This window comes from Trebonia kvetii, from assembly GCF_007827045.1.
GTDB classification, from domain to species: domain Bacteria; phylum Actinomycetota; class Actinomycetes; order Streptosporangiales; family Streptosporangiaceae; genus Trebonia; species Trebonia kvetii.
The window spans coordinates 916,984-935,119 of the sequence record NZ_RPFW01000001.1 but is presented as its reverse complement, the minus strand read 5'-3'; the positions used below and the strand labels follow the sequence as shown (position 1 = coordinate 935,119).

Annotated in this window: 27 protein-coding genes; 11 read left to right on the top strand and 16 right to left on the bottom strand. The window is 70.2% G+C overall.

From position 1 onward, the window contains the following. Window positions 1–70 precede the first annotated feature (70 nt). The 4 genes from EAS64_RS04195 to EAS64_RS04185 form a co-directional block, all read right to left on the bottom strand. Window positions 71–424 carry a sll1863 family stress response protein gene (locus EAS64_RS04195; protein WP_145851350.1) on the bottom strand — a complete coding sequence of 118 codons (354 nt, stop codon included), beginning with the start codon at window positions 422–424 and terminating at the stop codon, window positions 71–73. A 97-nt stretch (window positions 425–521) separates the two neighbouring features. Next, complete coding sequence (locus EAS64_RS04190) at window positions 522–1,376, bottom strand: universal stress protein (protein WP_145851349.1); 855 nt, start codon at window positions 1,374–1,376, stop codon at window positions 522–524. 131 nt (window positions 1,377–1,507) lie between these two features. Further along, the gene (locus tag EAS64_RS43305) at window positions 1,508–1,660 is read right to left on the bottom strand and encodes a hypothetical protein (RefSeq protein ID WP_187365683.1); all 153 of its coding nucleotides are present in this window, start codon (window positions 1,658–1,660) and stop codon (window positions 1,508–1,510) included. 131 nt (window positions 1,661–1,791) lie between these two features. After that, the gene (locus tag EAS64_RS04185) at window positions 1,792–2,622 is read right to left on the bottom strand and encodes an alpha/beta fold hydrolase (protein WP_145851348.1); all 831 of its coding nucleotides are present in this window, start codon (window positions 2,620–2,622) and stop codon (window positions 1,792–1,794) included. 281 nt (window positions 2,623–2,903) lie between these two features. Between EAS64_RS04185 and EAS64_RS43300 the strand changes: the two genes are divergently transcribed. The 4 genes from EAS64_RS43300 to EAS64_RS04160 all read left to right on the top strand — a co-directional run bounded on the left by EAS64_RS43300 (window position 2,904) and on the right by EAS64_RS04160 (window position 5,689). After that, the gene (locus tag EAS64_RS43300) at window positions 2,904–3,158 is read left to right on the top strand and encodes a hypothetical protein (RefSeq protein WP_187365682.1); all 255 of its coding nucleotides are present in this window, start codon (window positions 2,904–2,906) and stop codon (window positions 3,156–3,158) included. 127 nt (window positions 3,159–3,285) lie between these two features. Next, complete coding sequence (locus EAS64_RS04175; RefSeq protein WP_246115580.1) at window positions 3,286–4,353, top strand: class I tRNA ligase family protein; 1,068 nt, start codon at window positions 3,286–3,288, stop codon at window positions 4,351–4,353. 238 nt (window positions 4,354–4,591) lie between these two features. Next, window positions 4,592–5,155, top strand: coding sequence for a type 1 glutamine amidotransferase domain-containing protein (locus EAS64_RS04165; protein WP_145851346.1), 564 nt, complete (start codon window positions 4,592–4,594; stop codon window positions 5,153–5,155). A gap of 36 nt (window positions 5,156–5,191) precedes the next feature. Beyond that, a complete protein-coding gene (locus tag EAS64_RS04160; protein WP_145851345.1) occupies window positions 5,192–5,689 on the top strand; it encodes a hypothetical protein in 498 nt (165 codons plus the stop codon). Between the two features lie 126 nt (window positions 5,690–5,815). On the opposite strand, the gene EAS64_RS04155 is transcribed toward EAS64_RS04160, so the two are convergent. The 6 genes from EAS64_RS04155 to EAS64_RS04130 form a co-directional block, all read right to left on the bottom strand. Next, window positions 5,816–6,544, bottom strand: coding sequence for a DUF72 domain-containing protein (locus EAS64_RS04155; RefSeq protein WP_145851344.1), 729 nt, complete (start codon window positions 6,542–6,544; stop codon window positions 5,816–5,818). Between the two features lie 24 nt (window positions 6,545–6,568). Next, window positions 6,569–6,736 (bottom strand): hydrophobic protein, encoded by a 168-nt coding sequence (locus EAS64_RS04150; protein ID WP_145851343.1) that lies wholly within the window; start codon window positions 6,734–6,736, stop codon window positions 6,569–6,571. Window positions 6,737–6,848: 112 nt separating this feature from the next. Further along, window positions 6,849–7,193 (bottom strand): hypothetical protein, encoded by a 345-nt coding sequence (locus EAS64_RS04145; protein ID WP_187365681.1) that lies wholly within the window; start codon window positions 7,191–7,193, stop codon window positions 6,849–6,851. A gap of 34 nt (window positions 7,194–7,227) precedes the next feature. Continuing rightward, a complete protein-coding gene (locus tag EAS64_RS04140) occupies window positions 7,228–8,067 on the bottom strand; it encodes an SDR family oxidoreductase (protein ID WP_187365680.1) in 840 nt (279 codons plus the stop codon). Between the two features lie 71 nt (window positions 8,068–8,138). Then, on the bottom strand, window positions 8,139–8,417 hold the full coding sequence (locus EAS64_RS04135; protein WP_145851341.1) for a hypothetical protein: 279 nt from the start codon (window positions 8,415–8,417) through the stop codon (window positions 8,139–8,141). Between the two features lie 194 nt (window positions 8,418–8,611). Further along, window positions 8,612–9,187 (bottom strand): hemerythrin domain-containing protein, encoded by a 576-nt coding sequence (locus EAS64_RS04130; RefSeq protein WP_145851340.1) that lies wholly within the window; start codon window positions 9,185–9,187, stop codon window positions 8,612–8,614. A gap of 68 nt (window positions 9,188–9,255) precedes the next feature. On the opposite strand from EAS64_RS04130, the gene EAS64_RS04125 reads away from it, so the two are divergent. From EAS64_RS04125 to EAS64_RS04115, 3 genes are all read left to right on the top strand, one after another. Further along, window positions 9,256–9,453 (top strand): hypothetical protein, encoded by a 198-nt coding sequence (locus tag EAS64_RS04125; protein ID WP_145851339.1) that lies wholly within the window; start codon window positions 9,256–9,258, stop codon window positions 9,451–9,453. A 327-nt stretch (window positions 9,454–9,780) separates the two neighbouring features. Further along, the gene (locus EAS64_RS04120; RefSeq protein ID WP_187365679.1) at window positions 9,781–9,999 is read left to right on the top strand and encodes a hypothetical protein; all 219 of its coding nucleotides are present in this window, start codon (window positions 9,781–9,783) and stop codon (window positions 9,997–9,999) included. Then, the gene (locus tag EAS64_RS04115; protein WP_145851337.1) at window positions 9,974–10,720 is read left to right on the top strand and encodes a hypothetical protein; all 747 of its coding nucleotides are present in this window, start codon (window positions 9,974–9,976) and stop codon (window positions 10,718–10,720) included. The genes EAS64_RS04120 and EAS64_RS04115 overlap by 26 nt, the downstream gene beginning before the upstream one ends. On the opposite strand, the gene EAS64_RS04110 is transcribed toward EAS64_RS04115, so the two are convergent. Continuing rightward, the gene (locus tag EAS64_RS04110) at window positions 10,717–11,430 is read right to left on the bottom strand and encodes a cation transporting ATPase C-terminal domain-containing protein (protein ID WP_145851336.1); all 714 of its coding nucleotides are present in this window, start codon (window positions 11,428–11,430) and stop codon (window positions 10,717–10,719) included. The genes EAS64_RS04115 and EAS64_RS04110 overlap by 4 nt on opposite strands. A gap of 113 nt (window positions 11,431–11,543) precedes the next feature. Continuing rightward, on the bottom strand, window positions 11,544–11,966 hold the full coding sequence (locus tag EAS64_RS04105) for an Hsp20/alpha crystallin family protein (RefSeq protein ID WP_145852338.1): 423 nt from the start codon (window positions 11,964–11,966) through the stop codon (window positions 11,544–11,546). A 156-nt stretch (window positions 11,967–12,122) separates the two neighbouring features. Here EAS64_RS04105 and EAS64_RS04100 point away from each other — a divergent pair, with 156 nt between their 5' ends. The 3 genes from EAS64_RS04100 to EAS64_RS04090 are packed head-to-tail and all read left to right on the top strand — an operon-like array spanning window position 12,123 to window position 13,232. Continuing rightward, on the top strand, window positions 12,123–12,590 hold the full coding sequence (locus tag EAS64_RS04100) for a J domain-containing protein (RefSeq protein WP_145851335.1): 468 nt from the start codon (window positions 12,123–12,125) through the stop codon (window positions 12,588–12,590). Further along, a complete protein-coding gene (locus EAS64_RS04095) occupies window positions 12,584–12,904 on the top strand; it encodes a heat shock protein transcriptional repressor HspR (RefSeq protein ID WP_246115512.1) in 321 nt (106 codons plus the stop codon). The genes EAS64_RS04100 and EAS64_RS04095 overlap by 7 nt, the downstream gene beginning before the upstream one ends. Then, window positions 12,897–13,232: a tyrosine-type recombinase/integrase gene (locus EAS64_RS04090; RefSeq protein WP_145852337.1), complete on the top strand. Its 336-nt coding sequence runs from the start codon at window positions 12,897–12,899 to the stop codon at window positions 13,230–13,232. Before EAS64_RS04095 ends, EAS64_RS04090 begins: the two co-directional genes overlap by 8 nt. A gap of 128 nt (window positions 13,233–13,360) precedes the next feature. Here the strand turns inward: EAS64_RS04090 and EAS64_RS43295 are convergent, their stop codons facing one another. From EAS64_RS43295 to EAS64_RS04075, 4 genes are all read right to left on the bottom strand, one after another. Next, window positions 13,361–13,525, bottom strand: coding sequence for a hypothetical protein (locus tag EAS64_RS43295; protein ID WP_187365678.1), 165 nt, complete (start codon window positions 13,523–13,525; stop codon window positions 13,361–13,363). A 35-nt stretch (window positions 13,526–13,560) separates the two neighbouring features. After that, on the bottom strand, window positions 13,561–13,863 hold the full coding sequence (locus tag EAS64_RS04085) for a cupin domain-containing protein (RefSeq protein ID WP_222848973.1): 303 nt from the start codon (window positions 13,861–13,863) through the stop codon (window positions 13,561–13,563). 268 nt (window positions 13,864–14,131) lie between these two features. Further along, window positions 14,132–15,328 carry a cytochrome P450 gene (locus EAS64_RS04080; RefSeq protein WP_145851334.1) on the bottom strand — a complete coding sequence of 399 codons (1,197 nt, stop codon included), beginning with the start codon at window positions 15,326–15,328 and terminating at the stop codon, window positions 14,132–14,134. After that, the gene (locus EAS64_RS04075; protein ID WP_222848972.1) at window positions 15,325–17,046 is read right to left on the bottom strand and encodes an MFS transporter; all 1,722 of its coding nucleotides are present in this window, start codon (window positions 17,044–17,046) and stop codon (window positions 15,325–15,327) included. Before EAS64_RS04075 ends, EAS64_RS04080 begins: the two co-directional genes overlap by 4 nt. A gap of 363 nt (window positions 17,047–17,409) precedes the next feature. Between EAS64_RS04075 and EAS64_RS04070 the strand changes: the two genes are divergently transcribed. Beyond that, entirely contained in the window at window positions 17,410–18,072 is a 663-nt protein-coding gene (locus EAS64_RS04070) for a TetR family transcriptional regulator (RefSeq protein ID WP_145851333.1), read from the top strand. Window positions 18,073–18,136: the final 64 nt, after the last annotated feature.

Sequence of the window (18,136 nt, the reverse complement as noted above, 5' to 3'; positions counted from 1 at the left end):
GACACACCCGCCCCACACCCCGCAACCTGCTGCGGGACGATCAGCGCCGTCAACGCCCGCACCTAGGGCGCTAGCGGCCGGACGAGGTCAGCTTGCTCTTGGATTCAAGAAGGGCACTGCGGAGATCCTCGAAGGCCTTCTCCAGCCCGGCGCGTACCGTGTCGGCCACGCTAGACGCCGTCCTGGCGCTTTCCTCGAGCTGCCGCCTGGCGTCGGCCCACCTGTCGCGGAGCTTGTGCATCTGTGCGGTCGCCTTGTCGGTGGCTTCCACCGCGCCGAGGTGCATCTGGACTTCTAGGTCCTCAACGCGCCCCTGCCAATGGTCGAGCTCGGCCTTGGCCAGCTGCTTGTGCAGATCGGCCAGCTGGTCCTGGAGCCCGTGGATTTGATCTTCAAGCTGAGTAACGCGCTCTTCTGTGTTCATGAACCCACCCTCCAGCCCGGGCAAGCGCGGGACCAGGGGCAAAGGTCCTTTGGTAACCGCGCGAAGTCTCCGCCGTCACACCCCGTGTGGGGACCTGTCAGCCTTGCGCTGGGACAGGCGGGCGGACGATGCCGACCGGGCAAGGCGCGTAGTGCAGCAGGGCGGCGGCGGCCGAGCCCAGGGTCATGCTGGGGAATCCGCCCCTGCCTCGGGCGCCCGCGATGATCATCTGGGCCTTGGCTCCGGCCTCAAGCAGCGCCGTTCGTGGTGAGCCTTGGCTGACCTGCCGCAGCACGGTGACAGCGTGATGCTGCTTCTCCCAGCCGGTTAGCAGGCTGGTGAATTCATCTTCCATATGGCGTGCGCCGCCCACGCTTGCGTGCGCGTCGGCCAGCGCGCAGACGGCGAGGACGGGAACGTGGCGCAGCGCGGCCTCCTCGGCGGCGAACTCCAGCACAGCGCGTGACGCCGCCGACCCGTCTACCGCCGCCACAACCGGGCCCGGACCGCCGTCAGCGCTGCCCGCTGGCCCGCGAACGATGACTATCCGGCCGTGCCCGTGTGCGGCCAGCTGCCAGGCGACCGATCCCAGCAGCAGCCCGGCGAGCCTGCCGTGGCCCCGGGAACCGACCACGACCATGCCGACGCTCCCGCTGTGCTCGCACAGCACCCGGGCCGGCGACCCGGCGGCCAGCAGCGGCTGCACGCCGCCGGGGCCCGCGAACGGCTCGGCGTGCACCAGGCCCCGTTGCACGATCTCCTCGCCCTGCCGCCGCGCGAGATCGAGCAGCGGGGGCTCGATGAGCAGCGCGAGTTCTTCCGGCGCCCAGGCATGGCAGACCGTCAGCGTGGTCCCGCGATCGCTGGTCTCCCGGGCGGCCCAGTGCAACGCGAGCTCACTACCTGGCGATCCGTCATACCCGACGATGATCCCCTCGGTCATCCACGTCATGGCGACCAACCCCCCGATTCCGGAAGCAGCCACTGCGGCCGACGTTTATACCTATGGTCTCTCGGTCTCAGTTCCGCGTGCAGGGCGCAACGTCCCGCAGGGCAAGCCGATCGTCCCGCCAGAACAGCTGATCAGCCTGGACGGCTGAACGCGGACTTGGCCGCGTCGGCGGCCTCGGCGTGCCCGGGGCGCGACATCATCGTCGGCGGCACGTAGCAGCCGCTAACAGCGGCGGAGTTCGACGGCCGGGTGGCCTCCAACTGCCAGGTACGTGCCAGGAGCATGGCCAGCGGCCTCGCGATCCAGGCCGAGCTGCACCATCGCCCGGTCAACAGCCTAACCTGCGGGTCAGGGACCCGTGAGGCCGCCCGCAGGAAGACGTCACGATCTCAGGCCGGAGCGGGACACGGTGGCGTCAGCTGAGGAACGGCACGAGGTGGGCGTTGACCTCTTCGGCGTGAGTCCAGCACAGGCCGTGGCCGGCGCCGTCGATGGCGACGTACTCGCTGCCAGCGATGAGCTCGTGGGTGCGCGCACCGCAGGCGTCGATGGGCAGGATGCGGTCGGCGGTGCCGTGCATGACAAGCACCGGGATCTCGATCTTGGGCAGGTCGGCGCGGAAGTCGGTGTGCCAGGTCGCCACGCATGCGATCGTGCCGGCGGCCGAGGCGCTGACTGCGGTGTTCCAGGCGTCCGTGACCACCTCCTCGCTGATCCGGCTGCCGAGGGTCTGGTCCAGGTTGAAGAAGTTCTTGTTCCACTCGGTGAAGTAGGCGAACCGGTCGGCGGTCAGCGCCCCGGCGATCTGGTCGAAGACCTCTTGCGGGACACCCTGCGGTGTCTCGTCGGTCTTGAGCAGGTAGGGCGGAATCCCAGAGATGATGGCGGCCCGCCGGACCCGGTCCGATCCGTAGCTGCCAAGGTAGCGGGCGATCTCCCCGCCGCCCATCGAGTGGCCGGCCACGTCGAAGCCGCGAAGGTCAAGCGCGGTGACGAGCTTGTCCAGGTCGGCGGCAAAGGTGTCGTAGTCATACCCGGTGACTGGCCGGCCAGACTTGCCGAAGCCTCGCCGGTCGTAGGTGATGACGCGGTGCCCGGCGGCGATCAGCGCTCGTTCCTGGCGCTCCCAGGCCCGGCCGTTCAGCGGGAACCCGTGGATGAGCACGACGGGCTGTCCCGAGCCGTGGTCCTCGTAGTAGATCTCGATGGGTGCCGAGTTCTCTTTCCCGACGGTTACGTACGGCATTGCGTTGCCCTTCCTCGTTCGTGATCGTGCGGCGAGGTCTCACGTGGGGGGACAGGCGAAGCATGCCCCCGTTCGGGATAGCGGAAAACATCATCCAGAACGAGTGCGTGGTTCCCGTCCCGCGCACGCCAGACACACGGCTTTCAGCTGGCAGGCTTTTGGCCACGGCCGACCCGAGTCCTGAGGGCACGGCCATGTTGGTGACTAGAGACAGCATGACTTCCGGTGCGTTGTCGGCCAGTGTCCGGCCGTTGCGGCCGGCGAAACCGTGAGCCGCAGGCGTGCCGACCACGTACGACAGCACATCGGGGAACAGCTCCGCGGCGACCATCTGGCCGTACCCCCGGGGGTCGTCGGAGGTCCCCGTGGCCGCCACGACCGCGGCGACCTGCTCGCCGATGGACTTGGCCACGGCGTTCACGTCCTCGGACGGGTGGCGGGTGTTGGCCGGGTTGGAGAAATCGGTGTCGGTCGGCCAGAAGATCGGCCACATCATCGGGTGCCCTGCCCGGTTGCTGAAGTGCGCCTCGTCGTGACACCCCGCTGCTGGCGGTCCTGGTTTACCGGCGGCATCGGGGCGACGACACTGGGGTTATGAACGAGACGCGGGTTGACAACGGAGTTGCCGAAGTCAGCGGCCTGGCTCTGGGTGGCCGTAGGTTGGTGTTCCTTGATCGCGCCCGGATCTACACGTGCGGGATCACGCCGTACGACGTCACGCACCTGGGGCACGCGGCCACGTTTGTCTGGGTCGATGCGCTGGCCCGAACGCTGCGCCTGTTCGGCGTGGAACCTGAGACATGCCGCAACGTCACCGATGTCGACGACGTGCTCGACGAGGCGGCGCACCGGGCCGGGGAGCCGTACGACGCGTTCGCGGCGGCCGGGCAGTATTACTTTGACCGGGACATGGCGGCGCTGAATGTGCGGGACGTTCAGCATGAGCCCAGGGCGCGCCGTTACGTCGACCAGGTCATCCGCCTAGCCGGCGGCCTGCTGGCGGGCGGCGCCGCCTATGTCCGAGACGGCAGCGTGTACTTCCGCGGGGAACCCGCCATCCGCGGGTCTGGACTGGGCCGGGACGCGGCGCTGCGCCTGTCGGTGGAGTACGGCGGTCGGCCGGACGACCCGGCCAAGGACGACCCGCTGGACGTGGCGGTCTGGCAGGCCGGCGAGCCGGGTCATCCGGCTTGGGACTCGCCGTGGGGACGCGGGCGCCCGGGGTGGCACGCCGAGTGCGCGGCCATGGCGCTGTCGGTTTTCGGCGCCGCCGTCGATGTCCATGCGGGCGGCGCTGACCTGCGTTTCCCGCATCATGCCTACCAGGCGGCGATGGTCGAGGCGTTCACCGGTGTCCGCCCCTATGCGCGCGCATGGCTGCATGCGGGCACGGTCCGGGTGGGAGGAGCGAAGATGGCCAAGTCCGCGGGAAATCTAGTGCTCGTCCGCGACCTTGTCGACGGCCATCCCGCCGCGGCCGTGCGGCTGATGATCCTGGACCGTCCGTGGGGCAAGGACTGGGACTACTCTCCCGCCCTGCTCGACCAGGCGGGAGCACGCCTGGAAGAGCTGTACCGGGCGGCCGGGCGCACCCGTCCGGCCGCAGCGGCGGTAGCTGAGACAAGCCGGCTGCTAGCGGCCGACCTTAACGTTTCCGCGGCTGTCGATGTGGCAATCGAGGAAGGTGGGGCCGCCGCGCGAAGCGTGATTGCGGTGCTGGGACTCAACTGACGCTCGCCCCGGCTGCCCCTGTCATGCTTCCTCCAGTCATGGCGTCACGCCCGCGGCCTCAAAAGAGACCTGATCGCCCACCTCGGCACCCGGGACTTCATCGCCGAGAAGGCCAACATCGTGTTCCTCGGACCGTCTGAACACCGCGGCTGCCCAGGATTAGCCTCGCCATGCGCGGGGAGAGGCAGGTCTCGGTGGCTCGGACGCGAGCCAGGATGACCGAAGACGGGGAGAGCCCATGAGCAACGAACTCGCCGGTAAGCGCATCGCGTTCCTGGTCGCGAACGCGGGGGTCGAGCAGGTGGAGCTGACCAGCCCCTGGCAGGCGGTCAAGGACGCTGGCGGGGAGCCCGTCCTGCTAGCGCCGGAGAAGGACCCGGTTAAGACGGTCAACCACGACGCCGAGCCCGGCGGTCGCTACGAGCCCGATCACGCGGTCGGCGACGTCTCGGCGGCGGACTTCGCCGGGCTGGTGCTGCCCGGCGGTGTCGGCAATCCCGACAAGCTGCGGCTGGTGCCGGAGGCGGTCGCCTTCGTCAAGGCGTTCGCCGTGGCCGGCAAGCCGATCGCGGCGATCTGCCACGGCCCCTGGACCCTGGTCGAGGCGGGCGTGGTGGCGGGCAAGACGCTGACCAGCTGGCCGAGCCTGCGCACCGACATCCGCAACGCCGGCGGCGACTGGCGCGACGAGCAGGTGGTCCTCAGCCCCGAGCAGGGCTTCGACCTGGTCACCAGCCGCAAGCCCGACGACCTCGACGCGTTCGACCAGCAGCTGGTCAAGACGTTCGCGCGCGCGGTCTGAGGCCCTGCGGATTCCGCTAAGGGAATAGGAGAAGCCATGACAACGCAGGGCCTGCTCGGGATCTACCTCAATGACCACCTGGCCGGCGCGACCACGGGCACGGGCCTGGCCAGGCGGATGGCGGCGTCGGCCGAGCCGGGAACCGAGCGTGCGGCCGTCTTGAGCCGGCTGGCGAGCGAGATCACCGCGGACCGGACCGCCCTGCTGCGGATCATGACCACGCTCGGCATCCCGGTTCGCGGCTACAAGGTCTTCGCTTCCTGGGCCGGGGAGCGGGCCGGGCGGCTGAAGCTCAACGGCCACCTGGTCACCCGGTCCCCGCTCAGCGACTTGGAGGAGACGGAGATGCTGCGCCTGGGGGTGGGCGGCAAGGCCGCAGGGTGGCGCACGCTGCGCGCGCTGGCCGCACGGGACGGCCGGCTCGACGCGGACCGCCTGGATGACCTCCTCGTACGCGCCGACCGCCAGTCCAGCGAGCTTGAGTCGCTGCGGGTGAGCACGGTGGAGCAACTGCTAGCAAGCGAAACCGGCTGACAACCGACTAGCGGCCTCCATCGGAACAGCGACCTCCCTCAGCGCGGCGCCGGCTAGCGCTTAAGACACGCCACCAAGGGAGACCGCACCGGCGGCAAGGCCTTCTGCGCCGCGGGCCGTAGGCGGTCATTCGCTGAGCAGCGCCCGGAGGGTCCGGGCGTTGCGCACCGCGTTGGCTTCGCCGTCGTTGTTGAAGTAGACGAACACGTCCTGGCCGGCCCGGTCCCACTCACGGATCCGGTCGGCCCACCAGCGCAGGTCGGTGTCGGGGTAGGAGCCCGCGTACAGGTGCCCGCGGTCTGGGCCGTGCATCCGGACGTAGACGAAGCCGGTGGTGGCGCGCAGCACGCACGGAAGGCCGGCGCCGCTCATCACGCAGTAGGCGGCGCGGTGCCCGGCGAGCAGCGCGAACACCTCCTCGCAGTGCCAGCTCGGGTGCCGGAACTCCACCGCGACGCGCATCCAGCCAGGGACCCGCGCGAGGAAGTAGTCCAGCCGGGTGTCGTCGCGGGTCTGGGCTGGCGCCAGCTGCACCAGCAGCACGGCCCGGCGGCCGTCCAGTTCGTGCCAGCCGGCCGCGATGCGCTCCAGCCAGGTCTCCGGCGCCTGCAGCTTGCGGGCGTGGGTCAGGCCGCGCGGTGCCTTGACCGAGAGCCGGAATCCGTCGGGCAGGCGGTGCCGCCAGCTGGCGAACGCCGCCGGGGCCGGCCAGCGGTAGAAGCTGCTGTTCAGCTCGGCGGTGGTGAAGGCTTGGGTGTAACGAGCGAGGCGGTGGCGCGCGGGCAGGCCGGGCGGGTAGAGCTCAGGGTGCCAGTGGTCGTAGCTCCAGCCCGACGTGCCGATCCAGGCGGCCACGACCGCGTCCGGGGGTGGCGGAGATCACCATCGGTACCAGCGGCTGCGTGAGGTGCCTTCGCCGACGCGGAGGAGGAAGCCGATCAGCCAGAGCACGAGAACCGCGAGCGCGATCCACCACAGGACGTGGATGGCGAACCCCAGGCCGCCCAAGATGATCGCTAGCAGGAGAACGAGCAGGATGATCGCCATGAGGTAATTCCTTCCGGTGACCGGGTGCGTGGGCCTTGTAGCCGCTGGCTACCCGGCGTTCGCCTTCCTATTCCGGCTCGCGGTGTTGCCCCTGTTGGGTTGGCAGGTGCCTTCACGTGTGAGGGACCCGGGCGCGGGTAGCCGGGCGTCCCTGTTCGCCGCTTTGACTGGCGCCCTGCGGGAAAGCTCGCGCAGCCCCTTGCATGATGTTGCCCGCGGCCATGATCGCCCGTGGCACGGCGACGTGGCGGCCGTTGACGACATCGGTGAAGAGCAGTTTGTAGGCGGTGAAGTTCTGCTTGCTGCCGGCGTCGTACCTGATGTGCGCGTCGCGGTACCTGGGGGTGGGCTTGTCCTTGGCGTCCGCCCATGCGCGCACGCGTTTTTCTGCTGCCGCGCCGTCCCATTCGCGGTCCCGCGGGGCGAGGGGGAAGTCGTGGAAGGTGGTGACTGCCATGTCGCGTCCTTTCCGGTCGCGGGGGCGGGCGTGGTTACAGGATGGGCTTGCCGCCGGTGACGGCGACCCGGGCGCCGGAGACGTAGCTGGCCTCGTCGGAGGCGAGCATCACGTACACCGGCGCGACCTCGGCTGGCTGTCCCGGGCGGTCCAGCGCGGACGAGGAGCCGAAGCTCTCCACGTGCTCCGCGGGCATGGTCGATGGGATGAGCGGCGTCCATACCGGGCCGGGCGCGACGCTGTTGGCGCGGATGCCGCGCGGCGCCAGCAGCTGTGCCAGTCCCGCGGTCATGTTCGCGATGCCGGCTTTGATCACGTCGTAGGGCAGCAGTGCCGGAGTCGGCGAGTCAGAGTTGACCGAAGAGGTCCCGATGATCGACGCTCCGGGCCTCATGTGCGGCAGCGCGGCCTTGGTCAGGTAGAAGAACGCGCTGAGGTTGACGGCGAGCGTCCGGTCCCACTCCTCGTCGGAGATGTCCTCGAGCTTGTCGTGGGTGCGCTGCTGCGCGGCGTTGTTGACCAGCACGTCGACCCGTCCGAACTCCGCGACGGCGGTGTTGATGACCAAGCGGCAGTGCGCCGCGTCAGCCATGTCCCCGGGGACGAGCACCGCCTTACGACCTGCCTGCTCCACCCAGCGGGCGGTCTCCTGCGCGTCGTCGTGCTCGTCGAGATAGGAAATAAGGACGTCGGCGCCTTCCCGGGCGAAGGCGATGGCCACGGCCCGGCCGATACCGCTGTCCGCGCCGGTGATCACGGCGGCCTTGCCGGCCAGCCGTCCCGACCCCTGGTAGCTCTCCTCGCCGTGGTCCGGCCGCGGGTTCATCTCGCCGGTCCGGCCCGGCGGCTCCTGCTGCTGCGCTGGCTGGTTCATGATTTCCCTCCTCCTTGGCGGCGGTCGAAGACCGCTCTCTGCCTGAGCGAGTCCGTACTGCTTTTACCGGTCTAGCGGGCTCTCAGGCCCCGCCTCGCGTCCCTGAATTCAGGGGCGGCGCCGGGGTCTTCCGCGCCCGGGTGGAGTGTGTCTCCGGCAGGGACGTCCCCGGGTGTCACCGGCTTGTCGCGCCGCGGTGCCACGCTGCGGCCGACGCCGACGTGCATGCCGCCCTGTACGCTGCCGGGGAGCCGCTCCCCGTGCGCGCGTTCCCGGTACGGCTTGCGCGCCGCCAGCGCCACGCTGCCCAGCCAGACGGCGAGCCCGGCGACGGCGACTGCAACGACCATCCAGATCGCGGTTCTCCCTGTCATGGCTCTGTCTGGCTAACTGCCAGCGAAAGCCACCATCAAACACACGCACACGCGGTGGCAATTCCGGATGAGCCGGGCCGGAGGGGCATGGAGCCTAAGCCGCCCCCGGTTGGCGCCTGCCGCCCGGCCGGGCCCGGACGCGGGCGGCAGGCGTGCTAACCGGGCTGGTGTTAGTCGGTGCCTCGGCCGGTGATCGTGTCGCGGACCTTATCCGTCGCGGCCGCCACGGGCCCGGCCGTCTTGAGTGCGCCGGGGGTGGGGGGCGTGTGCGGATGCGGCCGGGTGGGAGCGCTACTCTTGCCGTCGGCGATCTTTGCGCCGAGTTCGGCCGCCGTCTCGGCGGTGAGCGCAGCACGCAGGGCCGGCCACACCAGGGTCTCCTCGAACTCGATGTGCTGCCGGGCCGCGATGGTGAACTTGGCGAGCAGCTGCTCGAACTTCGCGTCGCTGGCGTCGAGCTTGTCCAGGTCGGCGAGAACCTGCTTGGCTTGCTGCTCTTGTCCGGTTGCCTCGTCGGCCAGGGTGTTGCCGGCCGGCAGGTGCTTGCGCACGGCGGGCCAGAAGTACATTTCCTCCAGCGCCTCGTGCTTGGACTCTTCGATGATCAGCTCTTGCGTCATCTTCTTGCGCAGCGCCAGCTGGTCCTCGCTGATCCCGGTCGCCCTGGTCGGGCCCTTTTCCAGCTCCGCCAGCATGTTCTTGACTTCCTGGTGGTCCTTGGCCAGGACGGTGAATACGTCCGCCATTTCTCCTCCTTGGTAACCGGCTGTGCAATGTCTGGCCCCTCTGCCCGTCACGCCGCGAGATAACCTCCGTGCTTGCGAGCCTTATTTTTGGCCTCCGGCCCGAGTACCTGATCCACCGGTTCAACACCCTCATCAGGGAGTTTGACCTGGCCGCGCTGCAATCGGTCCTGGCCGCGCACAAGCCCGGTGACCGCGTGCAGGCACAGCTGACCCGCGACGGCACCGAGACCACCGTCACGGTGATCCTCGGCACCCTCACCAGCTAGCCGGCCGGCAGCCCGGAGCGCCGGAACATGCCCGACCACGGCAGTGAAACCGGCAGGCCAGCGGTTCACCCTGGCTTGCCCGGATCACCCATCCTTTACCGCCGGAACGATGCCCGGCCCGGCCAGGCGGCTAGGGATGAGCGCGGGCGCCGCTGACCAGGCCGTGATGCTTGAGCTGCGGAGTCCGCTGACGGAATGGGCCGGAAGACCATGCCGGCGACGGTCCTTCGGCCCTGCAAGGGCCTGCTTGGTGGGCTCAGCATTGAGGCATGGACTTCTGAGCCGGGATCCTGCGTGCGCAGGATCAAGAAACGGAGGGGAACAGCCATGCAGCACTGGGAGTATGCCGTCGCTGACTTCACGAAGATCGAGCGCGCTGTTCCGGAACTGGACAGGCTCGGCGCCGAAGGCTGGGAAGCGGTGGGCCTGGTCTCCACGTGGGGCGCGGGATGGCGCATGGTCCATCCCGTCGTCCTGCTCAAGCGCCCGAGCCCCGAGGCTGCCCAGCAAGGTTCCCGTGATGGCACGACACGACAGGTGGCGTGACGTCGCGGAAGGCGCCTTCGGCGTGGCCGTTATGGCGGCCGCGCTGCTGACCCCGTTCAGCCGGGGCAGCCGCGCCCGGTGGGGCGCCGGCGGGCAGGCCGTGGCGCGCCGTTACCCGGGCGATGACCTGGTTCCGCTGCCGCGATGGGGCTGGACGCACGCCGTCCAGATCCAGGCGCCCGCCGCGGACGTGTGGCCGTGGGTCGCGCAGATCGGCGCGGACCGCGGCGGGTTCTACAGCTACCAGTGGCTGGAGAACCTCATCGGCTGCCAGGTCCGCAACGCCGCGGCCGTACACCCGGAATGGGCCGCCCGCGAAGGCGGCGAACTGCACCTGCACCCGAAGGCGCCGCCGCTGCGTATCGTGTCCGTCCAGCCAGGCCGCGCCCAGGTCGCCTACATGGCACCAGTACCCGCCCTGAGCAACGCCCGGCAGCCCGAGGCCCCGCCCTCGGGCGGGCCGGCCCGGGCCAGCGACCGGTGGATGACGGCGAGCTGGCTGTTCCTCGTCGAGCCGGCCGGGCCGGGTCGGTGCCGGGTCATCAGCCGCTACCGGTGCGACACCTCCGGTGACCTCCTCAGCAGGCTGCAGTTCGGGCCCGCCATCGTCGAGCCTGTCAGCTTCGCGATGGACCGCCGCATGCTGATCGGCATCAGGCAGCGCGCCGAACGAGCCGGGAGGAGCCTCTCGCATCAGCGCGGCGTGCTGCTCAGGGGTTAGCCAATCAAACTGACGGGCTGGATCGCGTGGTGGCGGGCCGCCGTCGTTCGGCTTTTGCGGATTTCCGCGGCGGCGACGATTGACAGGGCGGCGGCGGTGCAGATCAGCCATTGCGGGACGTCAAGCCTGGTGGTGCCCATCACGTTCTGGAAGATGCCCAGGACGGTGGACAGGACCAGCAGGATAAACCACGCGCTGGTCGTGATGAGGAACGTCTTGCCGGAGAAGGTGTCGAGGGAGAACGCCGAATCCATCTCGTCTTTGCACTCGATCGAGAAGAACAGGCTGAACAGCGCGAACGTGACCATGTCCATGGTCCGGGCGATGGCGAGTCCGTGAGCGTGATCCGCCCAGCTGATCACGCCGAGGGTGCCGGTCGCCGTCAGCAGGCCGGTGAAGGCGAGCCAGCAGACGAGCCCGCGGGTCAGGATCGGCCGGCCTGGCGGTAGGGGCGGCCGGTCCATGAGCCCGGCGGCGGGTTTGCTGTATCCGAGCCCGATGGCCTGGATGGACAAGGTGGTGAAGCTTACCCATAGCGTCTGCAGCGGCAGGAGCGGTTCGCCGCCCGCGATGTTGAAGATGCTGGCGGACAGGAACGTGATGATGTAGCCGAACAGGCCGCTGACCTGGTAGCGGATGTACCGGGCGAGGTTGTCGTCGGTCAGGATCATCACCGCGGCTTCCCTGGTCACCTCGGTGCCGGTGCCCATCGCGATCCCGATGTCGGCCTTGGGACTTTTGCCGGCGTCATCGGCGTTCAGCGGGCACCTCGCGGCGCTCCGCGCTGTTGGCGCGGGGCGCCGCGACGGCGGTCCCCGGGGTGCTAGGCGGTGACGGCCTGCTTGGTGTCGCTGCTGGTGATCTGAATGCTGCGGGGCTTGGCGGCCTCGCGGACCGGGATGGTCAGGGTGAGGACGCCAGCGGCGTAGTCGGCGGCGATCTTTTCGGCGTCGAGGGTCTCGCCGAGGAAGACCTGCCGGGTGTAGGTGCCGTAGGGCCGTTCGGCGATGAGGAGCTCGGCGACGTCGGGCTGGGCCGGGGCGCGCTCGGCGCGGACGGTGAGCACGTTCTGCTCGACGGTCAGGCTGATGGAGTCCGGGTTGATGCCGGGCAGGTCGAGGTGGATGTAGAAGTCGTCGCCGTGGCGGTAGGCGTCCATCGGCATTGCGGCGGGCCGGGCGGCGGTGCCGAAGACCTGCTGGGTGAACCGGTCCAGCTCGCGGAACGGGTCGGTGCGCATGAGCATGGCTGGTGCCTCCTTGCCGTGTCGGTTGTCTGTCACGCTCACGGGATCTATATAGCACGGCAGCGAGTTATCTGACAAGGCTCGACTCAGGTTTCCTCCTGGCACATAATGGAGGAAACCGCGTGCGCAGCCGTGCGGCGGAAGGGAGTGACAGTGATGGCCGCTGCCGGCCCCCGGGAGCCGGCCCGGGACCTGTACCAGCTGCTCGGGGTGGCGAGGGACGCCTCCCGGGAGGAGATCGCGCTGGCCTGGCGGCGCCGGGCCCGGGACGAGCACCCCGACGCGCGCCACGGCGACGACGGCGCGCCGGCCCGGTTCCGCGCCCTGGCCGAGGCCTGGCAGGTGCTCGGCGACCCGGGCCGCCGGGCCGCCTACGACCGGGGCCTGGACCCCGGGCGGCAGGCGGGCCGGGTGCCGGTCACGGTCCGGCACCCGCCCGCGCCTAGCGCGGCGGGCGGCGCCGCGCCGTCGGCCAGGGCCTCCGGGCCGCCGCTGGTGGCAGGGCCGACCCGGGTGGAAGGCGGCCCGCGCCCGGGGTCCCGGGCAGGAGCCCGGGATGAGGAATTGCGGCTCGCACTGCTGGCCGAGCTTCTGCTGCGCTACCGCCGGGGCCGGCCGTGGTGAGCCCGGGGTGGGCGGATGGGGACCGGGGGCTGTTCAGCATCTCGGTGGCCGCCGAGCTCGCCGGGCTGCACCCGCAGACGCTGCGGATCTACGAGCGGGAAGGGCTGATCGACCCGGCGCGCAGCGGCGGCGGCACCCGTCGCTACTCCCGGCACGACATCGACCGGCTGGCCGAGATCTGCGCGCTGACCGCCGACGGCCTCAACCTGGCCGGCATCCGCCGGGTCCTGCGGATGCAGGCCGAAACCCGGCAGCTGCAGGCAGAACTGGCCCGGCTGCGGGAACTGCTGGACGGCGGCGCCCCGGCTGCATGACCTGCGCCACAGCGCCGCCACCCTCGCCCTGGCCTCGCACACCGACCTGAAGGTCATCCAGCAGATGCTGGGACACTCAAGCATCGTCACCACCGCCGACACGTATACCAATGTCCTGCCGGAGACCGCGCACCGCGCGGCTCAGGCCACCGCCACATGGTCATCAAGGCCGCCCGCAGCGCCCCGGGGTCCAGGCTCAGCGGGACCATCATGCCCCATGTCCCGGCCGCCGTCACCGCCTCCGTCTACTGCCAAATGTGAGTTTCTGCAGCTCAAAAGGCTGCCATGCAAGGATTCTCGGGCAATCGCGCGGGTCCGCGACCACTAACTGCGGGATCTGCGCGTGCCCCAGGAATGCCCCAGATGCGGTACCTCGTCCAGCGGCGTGTCGGTAGGCGGCACTGCCTGCATGAGGTCCTTGCGCAGGCAGCTTAGCTTGGGCCTTGCCCGCCGTCGCTAGTCGTCCTCCTGCACGCCGCCGACCGCTTCCAGTTCCTCGCGGGTCATGCTGGCGAGCATCGCGACCCGGGCCGCGCGGCTGCCGTCGAGCTGACCGCCGCCGCCACCTGCTACGCCCTCGCGCTCGGGCCCCGGCGACGTGTCCGTGCTCAGCGTCGACATGGCCGCCGGCGAGGAACTGCTTGAGCATGCCGAGGTCAGGCACTGGCAACCTCCGATCGGGATCCCGGCCCCCCGCCCGGCTCGAAGACGGCCAGGGAGAGCCTCGCCGGCTGGGTGCCCGGATTGGCGTAGAAGTGCGGCACGTCGCCGCCGAACGCGACCGGGTCGCCGGCATCGAGGGTGACCAACTGGGATGCGACCTCAATCGTGACCGTGTCCTGCTGGACCTGCGCGAGCTCTTTGGTGCCCGGCGTGTGGGCCTCGCTCACATGATGGTCTCCGGGGCCTAGGGTCCAGTCCCACAGCTTGACCACGTCCGGTGGTCCGGTGCCGGCCACCAGCACCGTCCGCCCGCCGGACTCACTGCTCCACCGCGGGTGACCTTCACCTGGCTGGGGTCGGGTGCCTCGACCAGCGCCGGCAGTCCGACGCTGAGCGCGTCGCTGATCCTCAGCAGGGTCCCTATGCTGGGCTTGGCGGCGCCCTGCTCGCTGGCCGCGGGCGGGAGGCACGCCGCCTCCCGCCTGCGGCGACTCGGGCCCAGTCCTGCCGGAAAGATGCAAGCGGCGCGTGACACGGGCGACTACGAGGTGGCTGGCCCGGGTCTTACAGCACGACGTCGAGCCGGCGCGGCCGGCGGGTCATGAGCCCGGGAGCGGCTTCGCGAACGTAGCCGGGCACCAGTCGCAGGCCAGGGAACCGGTCCAGCATCGCCTCGAGCACGATCCGCGCTTCGAGCCTGGCCAGCGGCGCGCCCAGGCAGGTGTGGATGCCGTAGCCGAACGCCATGTTCGCTGCCTGCCCGGACGGGCGGTCGATGACGAACCGGCTGGCGTCGGGCCCCCAGGCATCCTCGTCCCAGTTGGCGGACTGCAGGCTGAGCACGAGCCGGTCCCCGGCGGATACCGGGCAGCCGTCGATCTCCCGCCCCTCCCTGACAGTGCGCAGCACGTAGGGCAGCGGGGAGTCGTGGCGCAGCGATTCCTCGATCACCGGGATGACCAGGGACCGGTCGGCGAGCAGCCGCTCCCACCGGGTCCGGTCCGTGAGCAGTTCGTAGAGCAGGCTGGTGATCAGGCTAGCCGTCGTGTCGGTGCCCGCCACGATGAGCTGCATCATGTGCGCCACGACCTCCGGCACGGACAGGGTCGCCTCGCCGTCGGCCGCGTGGGTAAGCCCGTCGATGACATCGGCCCCGGCTAGCGGCTGCGCCGCGCGCTCCGCGGCCAGGCCGGCCAGGTAGCCGCCGAGGGCCTCGAGTTCTGGCAGGCCCTGCGGGATCTGCGGAAGGAGGTTGTTGAGCACGTCGGCCCAGGCCTGCACCTGATCCCAGTCCTTTTCCGGCAGGCCGAGCAATGCGTACACGATGCGGGCAGGAACCGGCCGGGCCAGCGTGGTGAACGCCTCGACCGGCTGCCCCGTGGCGAGCCCGCCGAGGACGCCGGCCACGATCTCGCGGACCCGGGGCTCCAGCGCACGCAGCCTCGCGGGAGTGAACCAGTGCCGCAGCCGGGCGCGCAAGGCCGTGTGTTCCGGCGGGTCGAGCATGGTGATCATCTCAGCCGGCACCGGAGCGAGGTCGGTCCCGGCGGCCAGCAGGAAATTGCCTTTGGAGGAAAATGCCCCGTGGGCGGCCAAGGCGGCACGCACATCGGCGTGCCCGGCGAGCACGTACACCCCCGGGCGCGGTTCCGATACCGGACATTGCTCCCGGGCCGCGGCGAGCCGCGGAGCCGGGTCCGCGTGGTGGTCCGGATCCAGCGGGTCGTAGGGGGCACCAGGACGCCTTGTTTGCGACGTCATGACGCGGCCTCCTGCTCGGTCAGCGTCCGCGGATCCGTCTGCGTCTCATGTGCGCGGCCGCCCACGCCCACGACGGCGAGCAGCGCGGCCGCCAGCGCGGCCACTGCGCAGATCACGTAGCCGATGGAGTAGGCATGGCTGAGGGCGTGGAAGGCGACGTCCTTGAGCGGGTTGAACGGCACGACGTGGCCGCCAGGCACGGGCACCGTCGCCGGCACCGCGTTCGCGCCGAGCGGCCCGGACTGCACGGCGCCCACTGCGGCCTCCAGGGCGGGACGCTGGGCGGCGGGCGCGTGTGCGGCCGAGGCGGTGAACCCGGCCAGCGCGCCGCGCAGGCTGGCGCTGCCTGCCACGGTGCGGGAGATCTGCGCGGCCGCCTGGCTCAGCGCGACCGCGCCGATGACCGCCGGGCCCAGGCCGAACCCTAGATCGCGCAGCATGTTGGTGGTGCCGCTGGCCATGCCGGCCAGGTGGTTGGGCATGGCGTTGACCGCCACGGCGGTGACCGAGGAGACCGCCAGGGCGAACCCGATGCCGGCGATCACGAGCGGGGCCACGATTGCCGCCAGCGACAGGTTCGTCGCGGGCACCGCGGCCAGCCACAGGTCGCCTGCGCCGATCAGCGCGAACCCGCCGCCGAGCACCCACTTGGGGTTGTACCGCTCGAGCAGCCTGGAGGTAAGCGGCATCTGGACCAGGGTGAGGCCACCGAGGAAGACGAACGCCACGGAGGCCTTCAGCGGGGTGAACCCCTGGATGGCGGTCAGCCGGATGCTGGTCACGTAGGCGGTGCCGACGAAGGCGAACATGCCGACTACGGTGACGACGGCGTTCACGGCGAACACGCGGTGCGTGAAGAAGTCCAGCCGCAGCAGCGGCGCCGGCGACCTGCGCTCGGCCCAGATGAACAGCGCAAGGAACAAGGCGGCGACGATGAAGCCCGCGACGACCTGACCACTGCCCCAGCCGCTGGTGGGAGCCTGGATCACCGCGAACAGCAGCGCGAACAACGCGACCGCGACCGTGACCTGGCCCGGCCAGTCCAGCGACCGCCCCTCCGGCGCGGCAGAGTTCTGGGCCATGGCCAGCGATATCGCCGCGCTGGCCAGCGCAAGGATGAGCACCGCGACGAACGCCCATCGCCAGCTGGCACTGGGATCAGTGCCGAAGCCGATCCTGGTCATCAGGCCGCCAAGCACCGAGGAGATCAGGCCGCCCGTGGCCAGCGCCGCCGCCCAGACCGCGATGGCCCGGGCGCGGGCGCTGGCCGTGTGCGTGCCCGCGGCGACCATTGCCAGGCTGGTCGGGAACAGCGCGGCCGCACCAATCCCGGCGATGATCTGCCCGATCCACAGCACGAGCACCCGGGTCCCTGTCGACGACCCGGCGCCCGGCGTCAGCACGGCGACACCCTCGCCGATGGCGAGCACCAGCGCGCCGCCGACCAGCAGCCGTTTGCGGCCGAACAGGTCACCGAGCACGCCGAAGGTCAACTCCAGCAGCGCGACCGGCACGATGAAGGCATCGGAGATCCAGGTGAGCTGCGATGAGGTCGGCCCCAGGTCCTGCTGGAACAGGCCGTTGAGTACCGCTGGGACGGCGAACCCCACCTGCGCCACCAACACCGCGAGCGCCGCGGCTACCAGGGTGCCCGCACCCAGGACGTACATCCCGGCAGGTGCGTGCCCTACGCGCCGGGGAATTTCGGTTTCAGCCATGACATGCCTCCGCGCATGCAGGAATACGACAAGTGAAGGAAATGGCCAGCCGGTGCCGGCCTGCAGATGTGACGGGTTCGCCGGTGAATCTGCCCGGGCCGTTCAGCGGCCGGTCACGGTGCGTCCGGATCCAGGACGGTTAGCAGGATTGTGGGTGCGCCGCGCTGGCGCTGCCTAGCCCCTGGCCGATCGATAATCGGGATCAGGGACATCCATGCGGTGGATGCGGGCCCAGGGGTTCAGCTGCACCGCTCTTCCCGGATTGTCGGGGATTTATGTGAGCTAAGATTCACATATCCAGGCAGTCCCGTCAACCGTCAATCGTGAGCCACAAGGATGCCCGACAGCGCCTACCCTGGGGCGGTGAGCCAAGCGCCGCTCGATCTTCCCCGCGCCCGGCAGGCGCGCAGCCGGGTTACCCGGGAACTGATCTTCCAGGCGGGCACTGCCCTGCTTGAGGAGGGCGGCGCGGAGGCTCTTACCGTCGCCGCCGTCGCCGCTCGCGCCGGAGTGTCGGTCGGCAGCGTTTACCGCCGCTTCGGTGACAAGGACCGCCTGCTTGCGAGCCTGCAGGCCGACTTCACCCAGAGCTTCGGCGTGGAGATCATCCGTCGTTTCACCAGCTCGCCGCGCGCCCGCGACGCGGATCCGGCGGCGGTGATCACCGGCGCGGTGTCCGGGGTCGCCGAGACCTTCCAGGCCCATCAGCGCCTCATGCGGGTGTTCATGCTGCTCGGCACGGCGAACGAGGCCGTGCTGCGCGAGGGGACCGAGGCGAGCGTCGACGGCGGCCGGGCGTTCCGCCGCTTTCTCGACCCGGTGGTGCCCCATGTACGGCATCCGGACGTGGAGACGGCGCTGGATTTCGCCTTCCGGCTCGTCTACGCGGTGTGCGCGCACCGCGTAGTGCACGGCGAGCACCTTGAGTCCACCCGCCCGCTGCCCTGGCCGCGCCTGACCGAGGAACTGGCGGCGACGGTCCGGCTGTACCTCCTCGGGGAGCTTCCCGCCGGCACCGCCACCTAGGGGGCATGCCGCGTCGCGCGAGCACGCTGACGGGCAGTCGTCTTGGCGGTAAGCAGAATTATTT